The 17,366-nt window shown below is 43.9% G+C and carries 14 protein-coding genes and 1 riboswitch; of the genes, 8 read left to right on the forward strand and 6 right to left on the reverse strand.

The genetic code is table 11. The features are described from left to right. Positions 1–125 precede the first annotated feature (125 nt). Positions 126–259: riboswitch (glycine riboswitch) on the reverse strand. A gap of 301 nt (positions 260–560) precedes the next feature. The 3 genes from AACW75_RS05785 (at position 561) to AACW75_RS05795 (ending at position 2,194) form a co-directional block, all read left to right on the forward strand. Continuing rightward, positions 561–719: a hypothetical protein gene (locus AACW75_RS05785; RefSeq protein WP_017072708.1), complete on the forward strand. Its 159-nt coding sequence runs from the start codon at positions 561–563 to the stop codon at positions 717–719. Positions 720–864: 145 nt separating this feature from the next. After that, the gene (locus AACW75_RS05790; RefSeq protein ID WP_145564441.1) at positions 865–1,599 is read left to right on the forward strand and encodes a chromosome partitioning protein ParA; all 735 of its coding nucleotides are present in this window, start codon (positions 865–867) and stop codon (positions 1,597–1,599) included. A gap of 430 nt (positions 1,600–2,029) precedes the next feature. Next, positions 2,030–2,194 (forward strand): hypothetical protein, encoded by a 165-nt coding sequence (locus tag AACW75_RS05795; protein ID WP_186437092.1) that lies wholly within the window; start codon positions 2,030–2,032, stop codon positions 2,192–2,194. Between the two features lie 229 nt (positions 2,195–2,423). Here the strand turns inward: AACW75_RS05795 and AACW75_RS05800 are convergent, their stop codons facing one another. The 6 genes from AACW75_RS05800 to AACW75_RS05825 all read right to left on the reverse strand — a co-directional run bounded on the left by AACW75_RS05800 (position 2,424) and on the right by AACW75_RS05825 (position 9,990). Further along, positions 2,424–3,965 carry an alanine/glycine:cation symporter family protein gene (locus AACW75_RS05800; protein WP_017072705.1) on the reverse strand — a complete coding sequence of 514 codons (1,542 nt, stop codon included), beginning with the start codon at positions 3,963–3,965 and terminating at the stop codon, positions 2,424–2,426. A gap of 565 nt (positions 3,966–4,530) precedes the next feature. After that, positions 4,531–5,685, reverse strand: coding sequence for an ABC transporter permease (locus tag AACW75_RS05805; protein WP_145570219.1), 1,155 nt, complete (start codon positions 5,683–5,685; stop codon positions 4,531–4,533). Then, positions 5,682–7,004, reverse strand: coding sequence for an ABC transporter permease (locus AACW75_RS05810; RefSeq protein ID WP_145570221.1), 1,323 nt, complete (start codon positions 7,002–7,004; stop codon positions 5,682–5,684). The genes AACW75_RS05805 and AACW75_RS05810 overlap by 4 nt, the downstream gene beginning before the upstream one ends. 7 nt (positions 7,005–7,011) lie before the next feature. Then, positions 7,012–7,986: an HlyD family secretion protein gene (locus AACW75_RS05815; RefSeq protein WP_017072702.1), complete on the reverse strand. Its 975-nt coding sequence runs from the start codon at positions 7,984–7,986 to the stop codon at positions 7,012–7,014. Between the two features lie 3 nt (positions 7,987–7,989). Continuing rightward, a complete protein-coding gene (locus tag AACW75_RS05820; RefSeq protein ID WP_017072701.1) occupies positions 7,990–9,420 on the reverse strand; it encodes a TolC family protein in 1,431 nt (476 codons plus the stop codon). Between the two features lie 342 nt (positions 9,421–9,762). Next, positions 9,763–9,990, reverse strand: coding sequence for a hypothetical protein (locus AACW75_RS05825; RefSeq protein ID WP_017072700.1), 228 nt, complete (start codon positions 9,988–9,990; stop codon positions 9,763–9,765). 617 nt (positions 9,991–10,607) lie between these two features. Between AACW75_RS05825 and AACW75_RS05830 the strand changes: the two genes are divergently transcribed. The 5 genes from AACW75_RS05830 to gnd all read left to right on the forward strand — a co-directional run bounded on the left by AACW75_RS05830 (position 10,608) and on the right by gnd (position 17,187). Then, positions 10,608–12,257, forward strand: a complete 1,650-nt coding sequence (locus AACW75_RS05830; protein ID WP_145570223.1) for a sensor histidine kinase — start codon at positions 10,608–10,610, stop codon at positions 12,255–12,257. Between the two features lie 69 nt (positions 12,258–12,326). Further along, the gene (locus tag AACW75_RS05835) at positions 12,327–13,022 is read left to right on the forward strand and encodes a response regulator (protein ID WP_017072698.1); all 696 of its coding nucleotides are present in this window, start codon (positions 12,327–12,329) and stop codon (positions 13,020–13,022) included. Positions 13,023–13,476: 454 nt separating this feature from the next. Continuing rightward, positions 13,477–14,979 carry a glucose-6-phosphate dehydrogenase gene (gene zwf, locus AACW75_RS05840; protein ID WP_029224719.1) on the forward strand — a complete coding sequence of 501 codons (1,503 nt, stop codon included), beginning with the start codon at positions 13,477–13,479 and terminating at the stop codon, positions 14,977–14,979. Then, complete coding sequence (pgl, locus tag AACW75_RS05845; protein ID WP_017072696.1) at positions 14,976–15,710, forward strand: 6-phosphogluconolactonase; 735 nt, start codon at positions 14,976–14,978, stop codon at positions 15,708–15,710. Before zwf ends, pgl begins: the two co-directional genes overlap by 4 nt. Before the next feature lie 28 nt (positions 15,711–15,738). Beyond that, positions 15,739–17,187, forward strand: a complete 1,449-nt coding sequence (gnd, locus tag AACW75_RS05850) for a decarboxylating NADP(+)-dependent phosphogluconate dehydrogenase (protein WP_004733587.1) — start codon at positions 15,739–15,741, stop codon at positions 17,185–17,187. The last annotated feature ends 179 nt before the right edge of the window (positions 17,188–17,366 follow it).

A 17,366-nucleotide genomic window follows, 5' to 3' on the forward strand; every position in this document is an offset into this window, starting at 1 on the left:
TTCCCCTTAATAAATTAAAAATTTAAGGAGAAGAGGGAAGGCAGTGCAGATCACAGGGATCGATAACACCACTTAATACATACGGATTTCTAGATAGAATTCTTTTGTTAATTAAGGCTGTTGCTTTCCACTCCTCTGTCCTTTTGCCTGAGAGTTTCACTTAGCGAATCACTTATAGATAAGTAACGGGCACTAAGCTTGCTCCTTCGGCGACCGTTTTCTACAACAAAGTAGTACGATTCTCTCCAGAGGTTCCTCCAACGACAGTCCTCACTTTTCTGGATTTCTCCAGCATAAAGCGCCTGAAAGATTTACTTCTTCGGCGGGTTAATCTAACTAAATGTTAATATTTAGTTAAAAACCACTCTCCTGCAGTCTTCATCGGAACAATTGCCTAAATAATTAGGTAATCTGTAGCCGTATCCTAGATCATATAAAATGTGATGTCAGCTACAAAATATCTGTTTGCTCAAATGTTGTTCAACTAAATGATCAAACAACGAGTCTCTGACGTAACTTGCTTATTTAAATGGTATAAAATAGAGAAACAAGGAGGAGTTATGACTCGATTGATAGCGATTGTTTTTTTATTGGCTTTGGCATTTGTGCTGTTTCGTTTCCGGACGAACGAAAAGGTGCAGAAAGGGGTGGTGATAGTTATCGTTAGCAGTTTCCTTTTGTATACGGCTAGCTTGATGATTTCGGAGCTAACTCGTTAGACGCGGTGACGTTCAAACGATAGCGGACGAGCGGATATAAACCTAAGCGATGTATTGAACGGTTTAAGTGGCCGTGTTCGGTTTAACTGAGCCGTCAAAATCAGTAACAGTGTAACGTTAAAAATATTTTTGGGAGTGCCCGCTAGTGAACCAGCAATCTGGACAAAGCGAACAAGATGAAGTGGTTGTTATTGAAGAACGCGATAAGCGTAGTCAGCTTTATATCGGCATTGCTGCGGTTATTGGTCTGGCTTTAGGTGGCTTGGTCGGTTCTACAATCACGGCATCGAAGTGGGAGTCCAGTTATCAGGTACTCGAAACGCGTTACCAAGAACTGAGCGACAGTAAAACACAGTTGATGACGTCAGTTGAAGCGAAGGTGGCGAAAGTCGATACAGAAATCGATAAAAAAGTAGAAACTGCGCTAGCGAAACAGGCAGAAGAGCATCAAAAAGAACTTCAAGATTTAGCCAAACAATCTTCGGTTTTAGAAAAGGCGAACTACTCGTTAGAACAGCAGTTAAATGAACAAAAGCAAACGTTAGAACAAACTCAGCAAAACAATCAAAAACTCAATCATCAGGCTGATATGCAGTCCACTTTGTTTGAACGCTCGCGTGAACTTTTCCGTAAAGAATTACAGATATCCCAAGAGCTTGAAAAACTTGAGAAGGAAAGAGATGACATCGAACAGAAACTTGGCCCTTTGAAGCAAGCGTGTGATGTCTTCTTAGATGGCACGTCATGGGACGCTAAATCTGATGCTTGTGAGAAACAAGATAATGCTAACTCTCGATTGAGTGATATCAGACAAATGATTGAAGTTCATACTATGGATCTCAAGCAAATCAAAACGTTAACCGAAGAGATGGGTTTGTAAGCTTAAACGCTTAGTCCACTCATAGGTAAGCCTGTGTGCTAATGAATGCGTGATAGCAAATATTCAAACGCCCACATCATGAAAATGGTGTGGGCGTATTTCGTTCTAAACGTGTGGTCTTGTATTGCTATGCCGTTTTATCTCAGATAGCTATCTCGTTTCGTCGCAGGTAGCTAAGTGCTTTTTTCACAGATAACTAAACCGTTTCGTCACGGGTAGCTAAGATCCGTTTGCAACCAGTTACCAAGGCTATCCGTGATTAGAACCGTAAAATTGCCTTTTATATGTGATTGGTTGAGTATTTGATGATTTTGCTCGCATATTTATACGTTGGGTAAATAGCATAATGGTGGTGTTCTAGGATGAACACGCGGTCTGATGTCATTCTGTGATTAGACCATCTCAATGGACATGGGCAAAGGAGGGAGCTATGCCTGAATACCTGTGTGAGACTTGTACCGTAGCTTATTGCTTTGATGATTGTCATTCGTTGCTAGCAAAAAGAGAAATGATTGAAGTCGAAGAGTCACTTGACCGAAAAAAAGTAAGCGAAGATCCTGATCGGCTTGAACAAGACAGTATAGACGTTAGTTAGATATTAAAATGGCTAGGTACCAAAACGGATAGGTACCCAAAACAGATAGGTACTAAAACGGATAGGCATATTGTAGATTTTGATTCAGACATAAAAAATCCCTACGAGCTAAGTCATAAGCCAGTAGGGAGTTTAGATTAGTAGCAGTACTGTTCTCGCTTTCTCAAGCAAAGGGTATTACAAAAATTTTTAGAACAGTGTTATTTGACTATAACTTATTGATGAAAATCTATTTATCGTAAGTCTTGATTTCGCCTGATTTTACACGCGCAACAAATGATTGCAGTTCTTTCTTCACAACAGGCATCAAGAAGTACAGACCAAGAATGTTGAAGATAGACATCGCAAAGATAGCCGCATCAGAGAAGTCGATTACCGCACCAAATTGAATTGTGGCACCAATAACAACAAACACACAGAATATGACTTTGAAAATCAGCTCAGTTGTTTTGCCTTCACCGAATAGGTAAGTCCACGCCTTAAGACCGTAGTACGACCAAGAAATCATTGTCGAAAATGCAAACATGATTACTGCGAGAGCGAGTGTGTATTTGAACACTTCTGCAGTTTCAGTAAACGATGCAGCAGTAAGCGTTACACCCGTTAAACCAGTCCCATCATATGGACCTACGTTTAAGCCAGCGATAGTGATGACCAATGCCGTCATTGTACAAATGATTACCGTATCAACGAACGGTTCTAGTAGTGATACAAGACCTTCAGTGATTGGTTCTTTTGTTTTTACTGCTGAGTGAGCAATTGCTGCTGAACCTACACCCGCTTCGTTTGAGAACGTAGCACGTTTCAGGCCTTGGATTAAGGCGCCAATAAACCCACCAACCACACCTTCGCCGGTAAATGCACCTGTAAAGATTGCATTGAACGCAGGACCAACTTGATCAAGGTTAGAACCGATAACGATGAGAGCCATACCGATATACAGAGCAGCCATCCAAGGAACAACTTTTTCTGTTACAGAGGCAATAGAAGGCATACCGCCAACAATAACGGAAAATACTAAGGTAGCGAGTACAAGCCCTGTGATAACACCGTATTCACTCGGTACATCAAATGCGTAAGTTAACATTGCATGTGCTTGGTTAGCTTGGAACATGTTACCGCCGCCCAATGCGCCTAAAATACACATTAATGCAAAACCAATAGCAAGACCTTTACCTAGTCCACCAAGTCCTCTTTCGCTCAGGCCTTGGCTTAGGTAGTACATTGGACCACCCGAAACGACACCTGAAGGTAAGATAGTTCGGTATTTTACACCTAAAGTACACTCACAAAATTTAGACGCCATACCTAGAAGACCACACAAGATCATCCAGAATGTTGCACCCGGGCCACCAATCGCGAGTGCAGCACCTACACCTGCAATATTACCAAGCCCTACGGTTCCTGAAAGCGCGGTTGTTAACGCTTGAAAGTGAGATACTTCGCCATCCTCTTTGGAGTTAGGGTCGGTATACTTACCTTTGATAATGTCGATGGCCATGCCAACACGTTTAAATTGAACAAAGCCAAAATAAACAGTAAAGATAATCGCGGCGAGCAATAGCCAGCCAACAATGATTGGGAAGTTTGCTTCACCAAGTGGGACACTTTTAAATATTAATCCAACGAACCACCCTGTGTAGTCATTGAAAAAACCATCAACACTTTGGCTCAAGTTACTGATACTTTGGCTAAATGATCCTTCTTCTGCAAATGCACTGGAACTAAACAATAATATAAACCCAAAAAATAATTCACGTAAGTTTTTCATGGTTTTCCCTGTCTTTTTATTAAATTATGTTTGCTGCTGTTGTGTTTGTTTTCTATTTGTTTTTTACGTTTCAGTGACTCATCTATTTCACTCGACGGCAACATAAACGGCTGTAGCTAGGTCGAAAAACGAAATAAATATAAGTACTGATCTTGCTTTATATGGATATCCTTTTGGTATGTGAACCAATAAGACTATGGTATTCGGCCTACCAAGCCCTACTGATAATCCTATACATAAAAATAATACCCTCAAAGAAATTTTTACAATAAATTTACAATTGTTCGGGTTTTGTCATTGTTTTGGAATAAGTCGATGCTTTTTAGGTTGCAAAAGGCATATGCAGTGGCTGTTATAGCGACGGGCTAAGGTGAATTATAGTAGGGGAACACAGGGAAGTCGGCGAGTTTGAATATTCGATATGTGCTTGGGAAGCGTTTATACAATTGATGGCTTAAGATGGAATCAGGCGAGAGGGTATTAAAAAGGCCCTTTATCAGAGCCTTTTTAATGGTTTACGATGAACATGAACATGAACATGAGGTTTAGCGTTTAGAGACTAGTGCTACACAGCCCCAGTGATACGTTTACTCGATTTGTGGTAGAGCTTGAGCGCCAACAGCGAGCCCCATAAAGCGACTTGTCCCCATAGCAATGTCCATTGAGATGCCACTTCTTGCCAAGATGCACCCATCTGATTAAGCGCTAAGAAGCCTTGAATAGCTGGTGTGCTTGGGAATAATTGCGATAACAGTACTAGCCATTCAGGCATCATTTCAACAGGCCAGATAAAACCTGAAGAGAAGATCAGCGGCATTGAACTGATTAACACCACAACCGTGACTAACTCTCTTCTTGGCACTAGCTCACCAATAAAAATCCCGATCAAACAACTGGCCAATAAGAAGGGCAGCAGTAAGGTCAAAATTTGTGTCGTTGAGGCGAGTAAGTTTATTCCATACATCGAAAAGCTCGCGCCGAAGTAGTACATCGACAACAAGTAATAAATGCCAACTAAAGTACAGCAGCGAGCAAGCATCAGTTTTGCCGGAGAGGTTTTACTCCAGTAGCCAAAGGTGGATTGAGCGTTTTGGGTCGCCCCAACTAAACCAGAAGCCATGGCTAAGGTTTGTTGCAGGATCAACACAAAGACGGCTGGAACCACGTAATCGATGTATCCCATGCGGCTATTGAACGTTGGTTTTAGGTTCAAGCTAAACGCGCTGTAGCCTTTGGCTGCGGATTCTAAAGGCACTCCTTCTACTAACAAGTGACTGACCTTAACTTGTGCAGCTAACGTGCCACCGGCCTTGGCAAGCCCTTCAACAATGGTTCCGTACACTAAGAAGTAAGAAGCATCGCCGGCGTAAGAAAGCGTCGGGCTCTTACCGAGCAGCAAGTCTTTATAGAAGTCTTCTGGAATGACGAGGAACCCACCGATCTCTTGGTTAAGTACGGCTTGTTTTGCATCAGCGATGTTGGAGTCTCGACGTACCAACTCGATTTGAGAGGTGGCATCCACCATTCGTTCTAATTGGTAGCTGCTTTGACTCTTGTCCAAGTTTACTACCGAGGCTTTAAGCTGTTGAGGAACTTGGTGCGCGTAAGGCAATGGATACAAGAATGAATAGAAGACCACACCACCAAATACCGTAAGAAGTACAACAGGGTTACGCAGTACCGCTAACAGTTCTTGCTTGAGCAGTTGAGTAAAGCTCATCGTTTTACTCCTTGTGGTGCTGATTGTTCAGATTTCTCTTGCTGTGTTGAAGGTGTTGAAGGTGTTGAAGGTGTTGACGGCGTTGCTTTTGCAGATAGGGCTGCTTGGGCTGTTAGAGCCGTTTGTGCAGACAGATCCGATTGCGCCAAGTGTTTCTTAATCAACAACATCACCACGAAAGCAGGTATCGCATACCACAACATAGAGGAGAGGCTGATAAGCGACTGTGCCGCGCTCGCGCCATAACTTGATTGTGCTGTTTGTACTTCGATGTAATGACTCACGGGCAGTAAGCTTCTCCAGATTTGAGCTGCTGTGTTCATGTCGGTTACTGGAAAGGTAATACCCATGAACGCAAAGCTTGGTGCTGTAAAGGCGCCAGCGAAACTCATCGCCCTTGCTGGATCAAGCGTTAAGAAGAAAAACAAACAACCCATGATGATACAACTGATGACGGTAAGCAGTTGGGCGACGGTCAGTGCCACAAAACTGCCGTTAAACGGCCAGTCTAAGAGGACATAGAACCAAAAGCTAAACGCGATACCAAACATCAAAAACAAGACAAGGTAGGGCGTTAATGTTGATGCGAGTGACTTTATCGGGGCGTTGGATAACCAAGCATGAAGGCCACGAGCTCTAACGTTCGCCGTCAAAACCAATATCGTGCCCACCACAATCATGATCTGCCATAGTGCAGGAATAACCGCAGACACCAAGAACTGAGCATAACTGGTGTTCTTGTTGAACAGTGGCGTGATTTGGCTTTGAACGGTAACCGCTTGGCCTAACGCCGACTGTACTGTGGTATCACCGTGTGAAAGCTGTTTAACGACTTCAAGTTGTGCGTTAAAAGTCCCCTGAGCCTGCAGCAGAGCCGAGTTCACCAGTTTGCCGATCAAGATAAATTGACTGTTATAGAACACGGATACTTGCGGGTTTAACCCTAGGTAAATATCTCGGTCAAAGTGTCTAGGGATGACAACATAGCCATAGATATCGCGTTCAATCATCGCCTTAGCTGCTTCGCTAGCCGAGCTGTATTTCTGACTCACTTGCAGCGTCGGTGAAACATCAACTAAGCGCGTGAACTGTTGCGAAATTTGGCTGTGTTCAAGATCAACCACCGCAACGGGTAAATCACGGGCGATGCCTTGTGAGAAAATCAACCAAATACTGGCAGCAAGAAGCAAGGGTATCCAAGTTAGGCACGACAATAACCACTTGTCTTTGCGGACAATCGCCCACTGCCTAAGCAAGGTATTCTTCGCTCTATGATGCTCAGTTGATTGTGAGCCTGTAGATCGAGAGTTAGCAGACATAAGTCACCTAAAGTTCAACCACAAGGCTCATACCCATACGCAGTGTTTCGCTCGTGTCGATAGGGCGAGCTTCTACTTCAAACGTACGTAAATCGAAGCCTTGCGCAGCATCGGTTGAGCGCCAGGTTGCGAAATCACCCATTACGGCAATATGCGTCACTTTAAAGGTGAGCGATTTATCTAAAGCAGGGAGGTAAGCTTCAAACTGAGTGCCTTTCTCGAAATGTTTTAACATGTCTTCACGAACGTTGAGCACTGCCCAAGCGTCTTTCGTATCGATAACAGTTACGACAGGAAAGCCTTGTGGCGCTAGTTCACCACTGCTCAACAGTACTTGAGCGACTTCGCCGTTAAACCAACTGTAGATCTGAGTGTCTTTTGCGTAGGCTTCAACTTCTGCTACTGCACCTGCAGCCATTAGTGCTTTTTGAGCGGCAGCCACTTTGGTTTCGTCACGAACACCTTCTTGGGCTAGTTGGTACATTTGGAAGGCAGCACTTTCGGTGTATTTTGCGGCTTGCCATTGTGTTTTGGCTTCATCACGTTTTTGTTCTGCGACGACACCGTCGTTGTAAAGGTTGTTTACACGTTGGTAGGTCTTATCCATTAGATCGGCAGCTGCTTTTGCCTTCAGCCATTGGTCTTTTGCTGCTTGGATTTGTTGAGTCCGGGCGCCATTCTCTGCTTCTTGAGCCAATGCCCCAGCCGCTTTTTGACCTGCTTTTGCTTGTTCTAGTTTCGCGTCGATCTCAGGGCTAAGAAGAGAAAAGATTAATTCGCCTTTTTCAACAGCATCACCTTTACGTACAAACACCTGGTCAATGCGTCCAGGCACTTTGGATGAGATACTGTACTGCTGTGCGTCAATTTGGCCTTGCAGTTTAACGGGTTGTGGTTGATACGCTTGGTAAAAACTGTATCCGACCCAGCCAATAACACCGATACCAACTAAAGATAGAAGAAGGGGCTTAATAGGTTTCATGAATTATCCTTTTGACTGGCTATCGGTGTCTGTTTTTGAGTCGAAATCAGACGAAACAGAAGATGTTAAGTAACTTGAGTAAGCATTCATTTCGCTGGTTAGCGCCAAAAGCTTATTGAGAGAAATTAGGTATTTGAATCGCGCAGCAGATTGCTGTGTTTTGATGCTTGCAAGATATAGCTCTGCATCAACCACTTCTAGCGAGTTAGAAAGCCCTTGAGTGAAGGCTTTTTTACGGAGCAATAGGTTTTCTTGAGCCAAAGCCAAGCTTGAGTTCAGGCCTTGAACCTCTTCAATTGCTTGGTTTGCTTCAAGGTAAGTCTTCTGTACCAACACCGTTAAGTCTTGCTTGGCTTGAGACTTAAGGAATTGCACTTGTGATACTGCGCTGTGGGCGGCGGCGACTTTGTCTGAACGACCTGACGTATCAATCAACGGTACATTCACACCAATGCCGACCAACCAATCAGGTTTCATCTCACTGGCTAACGAATCATCTTCGTAAAGGTTGTAATCACCGTAAAGGTATACTTCTGGGTAGTACTTACCTTTTTCGGCCTTGATTAAGCTGCTTGCTTGTTTCTCTTTCGCATCAAGGATCTTCAAACCAGGGTAAGTCATCAATGTTTGATCAATAAAAACGTCCATATGTGGCAGGTTTCTATTGATGAAAAGTTGCTCTGAGGGTTCTACACTTTGGCTCTGACCAAGGATCTGAGTCAGCGCTAATTGAGCAATCTTGAGATCGTTCTGAGCTTTAGTACGCTCGACAACCGCTTTGTCTAATGAAGCATCCGCTTGCAGGCGTTCTACTCGTGCGATTTGTCCTTGTTGTTCAAGCTTGATGGCGAAATCACGATGTTGAGTTAGACCTGCTTCAACCGCTTGACGTGTTTTCACAACGTCTTCCGCCAAGATCACCGAGAAATAGTATTTACTTAAGTCTTCGTAGCGAGCCTGTCTTTCCATTAACAGTTGGCTTTGCGCTTCTTCACTTTTACCTTCTGCTGCGTTTTGCGCCGCGGTAATTCGACCGCCAGTAAAGATAGGCCAAATGGCTCGAATCGAAGAGCTAAAGATGTCTTGCTCGGTAATGGTTGAGGTGATGCCACCTAGTTGGCCTAATAAGGGCGCAAATGCTGGGTTTACACCACTTAAGCTGTCGCCAAATTGTTCGCCATTAATGGTCACATCACTATCAAGGTGAGTGTAATTTGCACCTAACGTAACAGAAGGGAGGTTAAGGCTTCCAGTTGCGTTTTGAAGATGTTGGTAACGCTCAACATTAGCTTGTTGAGCAGCAAGAGAGTTGTTGTTCTCTTGGAGTATTTGCCACGCTTCTGAAAAAGAGAGTGGGGCTGCATAGCTAGGCGAACTGATAGTACCGATAAGAATACTGGCAATTGCAAGGCATCGGAATTTCGGTTTGGTCATCGGAACTCATTACCAATTTAGAGTATTAACTCTAATGTTAACAGGGCGATCGTCGTTTGTCTTGAACAGATTGCTTCTATGAGCAGTAGGCTTCTTTAAATAGGTCGCTTCATATAAGCAGCTCGCTTCTATGGATAGATAACATCTATAAACAGATAGCACTTATTAACAGATAGCACCTATTAAACCAAAAGACTCACATTGGCAGAGAACGATACCACTCGTTAATTTAGTGTGAACAGGCTGAGTGGTATGGTGTCAGGGACAAACGACACGAAAAGAGCACGACAAAGCGTGCTCTTTAGGTTCAGTATAGAGATATTTGTTACAAAATGAAGGGATCTATTTGAAGCTTGGGCAATGGTGGTCGGCACGCCACACCAATTGTCGAGAACCTTGCATCGTTTGTAATAAATCTCTGCCTGACATTTGTGGGAAAGCTAACAACACTTTTAGGTCGAGTGGGGATCTCTCATCCTTCTCATATGCTCTGACATGAGTAAAAGTAGATTGCAAGTTATTGAACAGCATCGCCTTAGTAAGGCAAATTCCAAAATTATCGCGTTTCATTGCCTGGTTTCCTTTTCAACAATGTTTGTACGTTATGTTTTTAATCCTGTTTCTGTTGGACGTTGCCACTGATCTAAACTTCCTGCTCATCAATGTTTTATTATTGGGCGCTGATTTCATCAGTCACCTCTGAGTTGTCTGCTGGCCTATAGTGTAAATAGAGATGTATGAACGAGATTAGGTTGATAACCTGTTTGTTCAACAATCGTAGCGGCGAGCGTGCAACTTTTAGTTATAGATACGTCCAGTGAGCGAAGAGTTGTTGTCTTTTTGTTAACCGAAATTTCGATTTAAAGCACAGTCTGAAAATCATGACTTATGGCTTGGCAACAATAAACTTCTTCATATGCAACCATTATAATTGTATTTATTTTGAACAACCTAAAAAACACCTAAAACCTTAGTGATCTAGCTCAATATTTATTCGTTTATTTGTCTTTTTAAGCTAATCAGTTCTAAAAATAAACAGGTTTTCGAGCGGTATAACGTAAAGGAATATCAATTAATAATCTGGTCAATTATTTAGTTGAGTAACAGTCACAGATTCGTATAAGTAAAAAGGCCATTTGATTAACTTGGTGTTAACATTGTTCGCTAAGTACTAGGGACGGTTTTATATGAAATGGAGTAGCATCAGCTTCAGAAAAAGGTTGCTGATTATCATGACGGTAACTGGCCTCGTTGAACTTTTGATACTTTCAGCTGCAGGTTTTTCTTATATCAAACAATCTCAAGAACAAGAGATGGGTTTGAAAGCGCTAGGTGTTGCTGAATTTCTTTCTGAATCGCCACTTGTTACAAGTATTCTCAAAGAAAATGGCTCTTTAAATCCGGATGGCGTTCCCTACGTTTTATCTGAAGAGACCCAAGTTAAATTTCGCAACCTCACCCAGTTAATTGGTGCGGCGTTTATCGTTGTAGGTGATGACAAAGGTATCCGCTTGATCCACCCGTATGACGACAGGCTCGGTAAACCAATGCGGGGTGGCGACAATCAAAAAGCCCTCGTGTTAGGCGAGTCTTATGTGTCGACGGCTAAAGGATCGCTTGGTTTCTCTGTTCGTGGTAAGTCTGCCGTAAAAGATCTGCAGGGTGGTGTAATTGGAGTTGTATCTGTTGGTTACCTTTTGGATTCGCTGCAAGACAGAATCGAATCTTATTTAGCCTTCTTGATTGTGATGGCGCTGTTAGTGGTTGCGGTTAATGCAGTGATTTCAAGTTATGTCTCTCGTCGTTTTCAACGCGCTATCTTGGGATTTGAACCTGAAGAGATTGGTCGTTTGTACGTTGAGCTCGATGTGACCATGAGTACCGTGAAAGAAGGTATTTTAAGCATCGATAAAAACGGTATTTTACGTTCAATAAACAAAAGTGCGTGCGATATTTTATCGATAAACAGAGAACAATCAATTAACCAGCGTCTTTCCGATGTGCTGGCGGGCAGTGACTTGGAATTGCTGTTATCGACGGGAGAATCCGATCACGACGTTGAGTTGTTTCTCAACAATAAGCGAATTATTGCAAACCGCAGTCCGATTATTGTTGCTGGTGAAGTGGTTGGCGCGGTATCCAGTTTCCGTTTAAGAGACGAAATCAATGACTTAACGGATCAACTTTCTCAAACTAAAGAATACGCAGATTTGTTGCGCTCGCAAACGCATGAGCACCAGAACAAGCTCAATACGATTAGTGGCCTGATTCAGATGGGTGAGTTGGAATCGGTACAGCATTTGATTGGCCAAGAAACGGCTCATTATCAAAGCCTCATCGAGTTCTTAAGAGAAACGGTGAAAGATCCACTTATCGCCGGCATGCTGTTGGGGAAAACAGAGCGAGCGCGTGAGATCGGTCTGGAACTGAAAGTCGAAGAGGGTTCAAGGTTAGAAGCGTTACCAAGCCGATTAAATTCTGATGACGTTGTCACAATTCTTGGCAATCTGATTGATAACGCTTTCGATGCCACCATGATGGCGATTAAACAAGAAGGGCAGATTGTTCCAGCACGCCGCGTTATCGACGTGTCGATCAGTGATTTTGGCAATGAAGTTATTGTTGAAGTGGAAGACAAAGGATGTGGTTTGCCGAAACACTTGGCGACCGATGCGCTGACAGAAAAAGGTGTGTCTAGTAAGGCGAAGCAGAATCGCGGTGTCGGTTTGTATCTCATTAAGCAACTTGCTGACCGTTATCAAGGGCAGTTAGAAATGGTTGATAACCCAGGCTTTGGGTCACGCGTGACGGTGTACTTACCGAAAGAAGAACAATAATAATTGAGCACGGAGCGATCGAGAGAAGATCATCGTGACGAGAACATAATGGTTAAAGGAAGAACATAAATGAACGCAATCACGAGAGTCATGGTCATTGAAGATGATATTGCGATTGCAGAGCTGCACCATCGTTATTTAGAACAGATGGGTGGCTTTGATGTGGTTGGGATTGCGACCACACAGTCTGAAGCGTTGATGCAGTTAGATATCTTAAAGCCTGACTTGGTTTTATTGGATGTGTATCTGCCGGATGGGTGTGGACTTGATATTTTGAACCACGTTCGCGGCAGTAATCAGGGATGTGATGTGATCTTGATTACCGCAGCTCGTGACGTCGATACACTGCAACAAGCCATGCGCGGTGGGGTGGTGGATTATCTGCTTAAACCTGTGATGTATCCTCGCTTGGAAGCTGCGTTGAAAAAGTACCAATCACAACAACAAGAGTTTGAAAGTGCGTCGGATCTCAATCAAGGATTAGTAGATAAGATGCTACAAGCGAATGCCAAAGCCGATTCAGGCAAGCTATCAACGTTGCCTAAAGGAATCGATGGGGTAACGCTAGATAAAATCCGTGCGATATTTCAACAAACGGATGTGGACAATATCACTGCAGATGAAGCGGGTGAACGTATTGGAGCAAGCCGCACCACAGCCAGACGCTACCTAGAGTTTTTGATCACATCGGGTGAATTAGTCGCTGACTTAAATTATGGGACAGTCGGTCGCCCTGAGCGTTGCTACAACAAACCGAAAAGATAACATGAAGTCAAAAGACAGCTTTCATATTAAAGAGCTCAAAGGCAGTGCTTATATTAAAGTCAAAATGTAAAACCAGTTGAATAAACTGGTTTCATTTTACTTATCACCCCTCATATCCCACTCCGCCGACCAGATACCATTCTTTCTTGACTACAATGTTTGTGAATGCTGATTTGCTTCTGTTTCAGTCTTTGTTAACTCAACTATCGATTAGATTTTGTTCGAAACAAGTCAATATTTAATCGATTGCTTTCACAGTGGTTGATGTAAATCAAATAGTCATAGACAATACTGTCCCGAATAGAGGTGATAGTCTTCACCCTCGTTTACCAAACGCATTCTCAAGTGTAATAGGCACTCGCTATTGATGTAATAGCCAAGACCTATTATCTATTTTCGTATGTCGCTGATACCTTTGGCGAATACTAAAAACCTTGTTTTTATAGGAAAGATGATGGTAATACCTGAAAACAGCAGCATCGTTATTTTTGGTGCGTCGGGAGATCTAACTTATCGTAAGTTAATTCCTGCCTTGTACCACCTGTATGCTAGCAATCAACTACCTGAATCCTTTGCGATTCTTGGAGTGAGCCGTACTGAGTACAGCGATGAGTCTTACCGTGAGAAGCTGAAGAAGTCTCTTCAGGAAATGGAAAAAACTGAACCTGAGACGCTGAATGCATTTATTGAACATCTGCATTATCAAGCGATCAACACTTCAGATGTAGACGATTACGCTCGTTTAGCACAACGTCTAGACAAGCTTGAGCAAGACTACCAATTCGAAAACCACAATACATTGTTCTACTTGGCAACCCCGCCAAGCTTGTACGGTGTGATCCCAGCAAATCTTGCTGCGCATGGCCTGAACGACGAAAAGAACGGCTGGCGTCGTTTGATCATCGAGAAACCATTTGGTTACGACTTAGCATCAGCTCAAGCGTTAGATGAAGAGATCCATCATCACTTCCAAGAACACCAGATCTACCGTATCGACCATTACCTTGGTAAAGAGACGGTTCAAAACCTTCTAGTGCTTCGTTTCTCAAACGCGATGTTCGAACCACTGTGGAACCGTAACTTTATTGAATACGTTGAAATCACAGGTGCTGAGTTCCTTGGCGTTGAAGAGCGCGGCGGATACTACGACGGTTCTGGCGCAGTTCGTGACATGTTCCAAAATCACTTGCTACAAGTTCTGGCAATGGTTGGTATGGAGCCACCTGCTCAAATCAATGCCGATTCGATTCGTGATGAAGTGGTTAAAGTACTTCAGTGCCTGAAACCGCTAGAGGAAGGTGACTTACGTAAAGATCTAGTACTAGGTCAATACACAGCATCTGATGTTCGTGGTCAGCACTTGCCGGGTTACCGCGAAGAGCATGGTGTTGCTGATGATTCACGTACTGAGACGTACATTGGTCTTAAAGCACATATCAACAACTGGCGTTGGAATGGTGTTCCTTTCTACGTACGTACGGGTAAACGCTTACCAACTCGCGTAACTGAAATCGTGATTCACTTTAAGAACACACCACACCCAGTGTTTGGTCAAGATGCGCCAGAGAACAAGCTGATTATCCGTATCCAACCGGATGAAGGCATTCAGATGAGCTTTGGCTTGAAAGAGCCAGGAGCAGGCTTCAAGGCAAAAGAAGTGAAGATGAACTTCTCTTACTCTGACTTGCCTGAAACTCAAATGCTGACGGCTTATGAGCGTCTTCTTCTTGATGCGCTGAACGGTGATGCGACTCTGTTTGCACGTACCGATGCAGTAGAAGCATGCTGGAAATACGTTCAACCAATCTTAGACTTCAAGCAAGATCCTCAAGCACTGTTTGGCTATGCTTGTGGTACTTGGGGCCCGCAAGAAGCGGATGAACTTCTGCGACGTGATGGCCGCGCATGGCGTTTCCCATGCAAAAACTTAACAGACACGGATTACTGCGAACTATGATCAATCACAAGATCTTTGCAACGCCTGAACTGGTCGTTGAAAACCTAGCAAACGAAATGAAAGCTTACAGCGAGCAGGGCAAACCTGTTCACATTTCACTGTCTGGTGGCAGCACGCCAAAAATGCTTTTCAAGCTTTTAGCTCAAGCTCCATACGCGGAAGGTATTCAATGGAATAACCTTCACTTCTGGTGGGGCGACGAACGTTGCGTTGCACCTGATGATGCAGAAAGCAACTTCGGCGAAGCGAACGCGCTATTGTTTTCAAAACTAAGAGAATTTTCTCAAGTAAACTTTCCGGCAGAGAACATCCATCGCATCCGTGGTGAAGATGAGCCTAAAGCAGAAGCAGAGCGTTTCGCAAAAGAGATGGCAGACGTGATTCCAACTGAAAACGGCACGCCTGTATTCGATTGGATTCTGCTAGGTGTTGGCGCAGACGGCCACACAGCTTCACTATTCCCGGGTGTAACTGACTACCAAGATGAGAACCTATCTGTATTAGCTTCTCACCCAGAGTCGGGTCAGATCCGTGTTTCTAAAACAGCGAAAGTTTTAGAAGCAGCAAAACGAATCAGCTACCTAGTACTGGGTGCAGGTAAAGTTGAGATCGTTAAAGAAATTCATACAACTCCTGCTTCAGAACTGCCTTACCCGGCAGCGAAAATCCAGTCTAAAACTGGCGAAACAGAGTGGTTCCTAGATTCAAATGCAGCAAGTGCTATCGCATAAGTGCGAATAGCCGCAAGGAGATAAAATAATGAAAGGTGATATCGGTGTAATTGGCCTAGCAGTAATGGGTCAGAACCTTATCCTAAACATGAACGACCACGGCTTCAAAGTTGTGGCTCACAACCGTACTGCTGCTAAAGTAGACGAGTTTCTAGAAGGCCCGGCTAAAGGTACTAACATTGTTGGTGCTTACTCTCTAGAAGAGCTAGTTGAGAAACTAGAAGCGCCACGTAAAGTGATGCTTATGGTTCGTGCTGGTGACGTTGTAGATACGTTCATCGACAAACTTGTACCACTTCTAGACAAAGGCGACATCATCATTGATGGTGGTAACACTAACTTCCCAGACACAAACCGTCGTGTTGCTGCTCTTCGCGAGAAAGGCATCCACTTCATCGGTACGGGTGTTTCTGGTGGTGAAGAAGGCGCTCGTTTCGGTCCTTCTATCATGCCAGGCGGTTCTCCTGAAGCTTGGGAAGCGGTTAAGCCTATCTTCCAAGGCATCTCAGCGAAAACTGACGCGGGTGAGCCTTGTTGTGATTGGGTTGGTAACGACGGTGCTGGTCACTTCGTTAAGATGGTTCACAATGGCATCGAATACGGTGACATGCAGCTTATCACTGAAGCATACCAGTTCATGAAAGATGGCCTAGGTATGAACCACGACGAAATGCAGGCTGTATTTGCTGACTGGAACAAAACTGAGCTAGACAGCTACCTAGTAGAAATCACTGCTGACATCCTTGGCTACAAAGATGAAGACGGTGAAGCGCTAGTTGAGAAGATCCTAGACACTGCTGGCCAAAAAGGTACGGGTAAATGGACAGGCATCAATGCACTAGATATGGGTATCCCTCTGACTCTAATCACTGAGTCTGTATTCTCTCGTTGCCTGTCTGCACTTAAAGATCAACGTGTTGAAGCTGAGAAACTGTTTGGCAAAACTGTTGCTCCAGTTGAAGGCGACAAGCAAGAGTGGGTTGATGCAATCCGTCAGGCTCTACTTGCTTCTAAGATCATCTCTTACGCTCAAGGTTTCATGCTAATGCGTGAAGCGTCGAACGAAAACGGTTGGGATCTAAACTACGGTAACGTTGCACTTATGTGGCGTGGCGGTTGTATCATCCGTTCTGCATTCCTAGGCAATATTCGTGATGCTTACGAAGCGAACCCAGAGATCGCATTCCTAGGTTCAGATGCATACTTCAAAGGCATCCTAGATAACTGCATGGGCGCTTGGCGTAAAGTTGCAGCTAAGTCTATGGAATCAGGCATCCCAATGCCATGTATGACTTCTGCACTAACGTTCCTAGACGGCTACACTACCGCTCGTCTTCCTGCGAACCTTCTACAAGCTCAACGTGATTACTTCGGTGCTCACACTTACGAGCGTACTGACCGTCCACGTGGTGAGTTCTTCCACACAAACTGGACTGGTACAGGCGGCGACACTGCTTCTACAACTTACGACGTATAATCGTTAGTTAGGAGCAGTTAAGAACACGTTTGTTCTTTAAGCTGAAAACTAGAAAACAAAAGGATGCCAATTGGCATCCTTTTTTGTTGGTTTTTAGGTTTGGTTTGACGGTCAATGATCTGCGGCTTACTGTGAGCACTTAGAGCACTTAGCACATAACAGTTGCAGCAGCCTATAAG

This window comes from Vibrio sp. L3-7, from assembly GCF_963898195.1.
Classification (GTDB): Bacteria; Pseudomonadota; Gammaproteobacteria; order Enterobacterales; family Vibrionaceae; genus Vibrio; species Vibrio echinoideorum.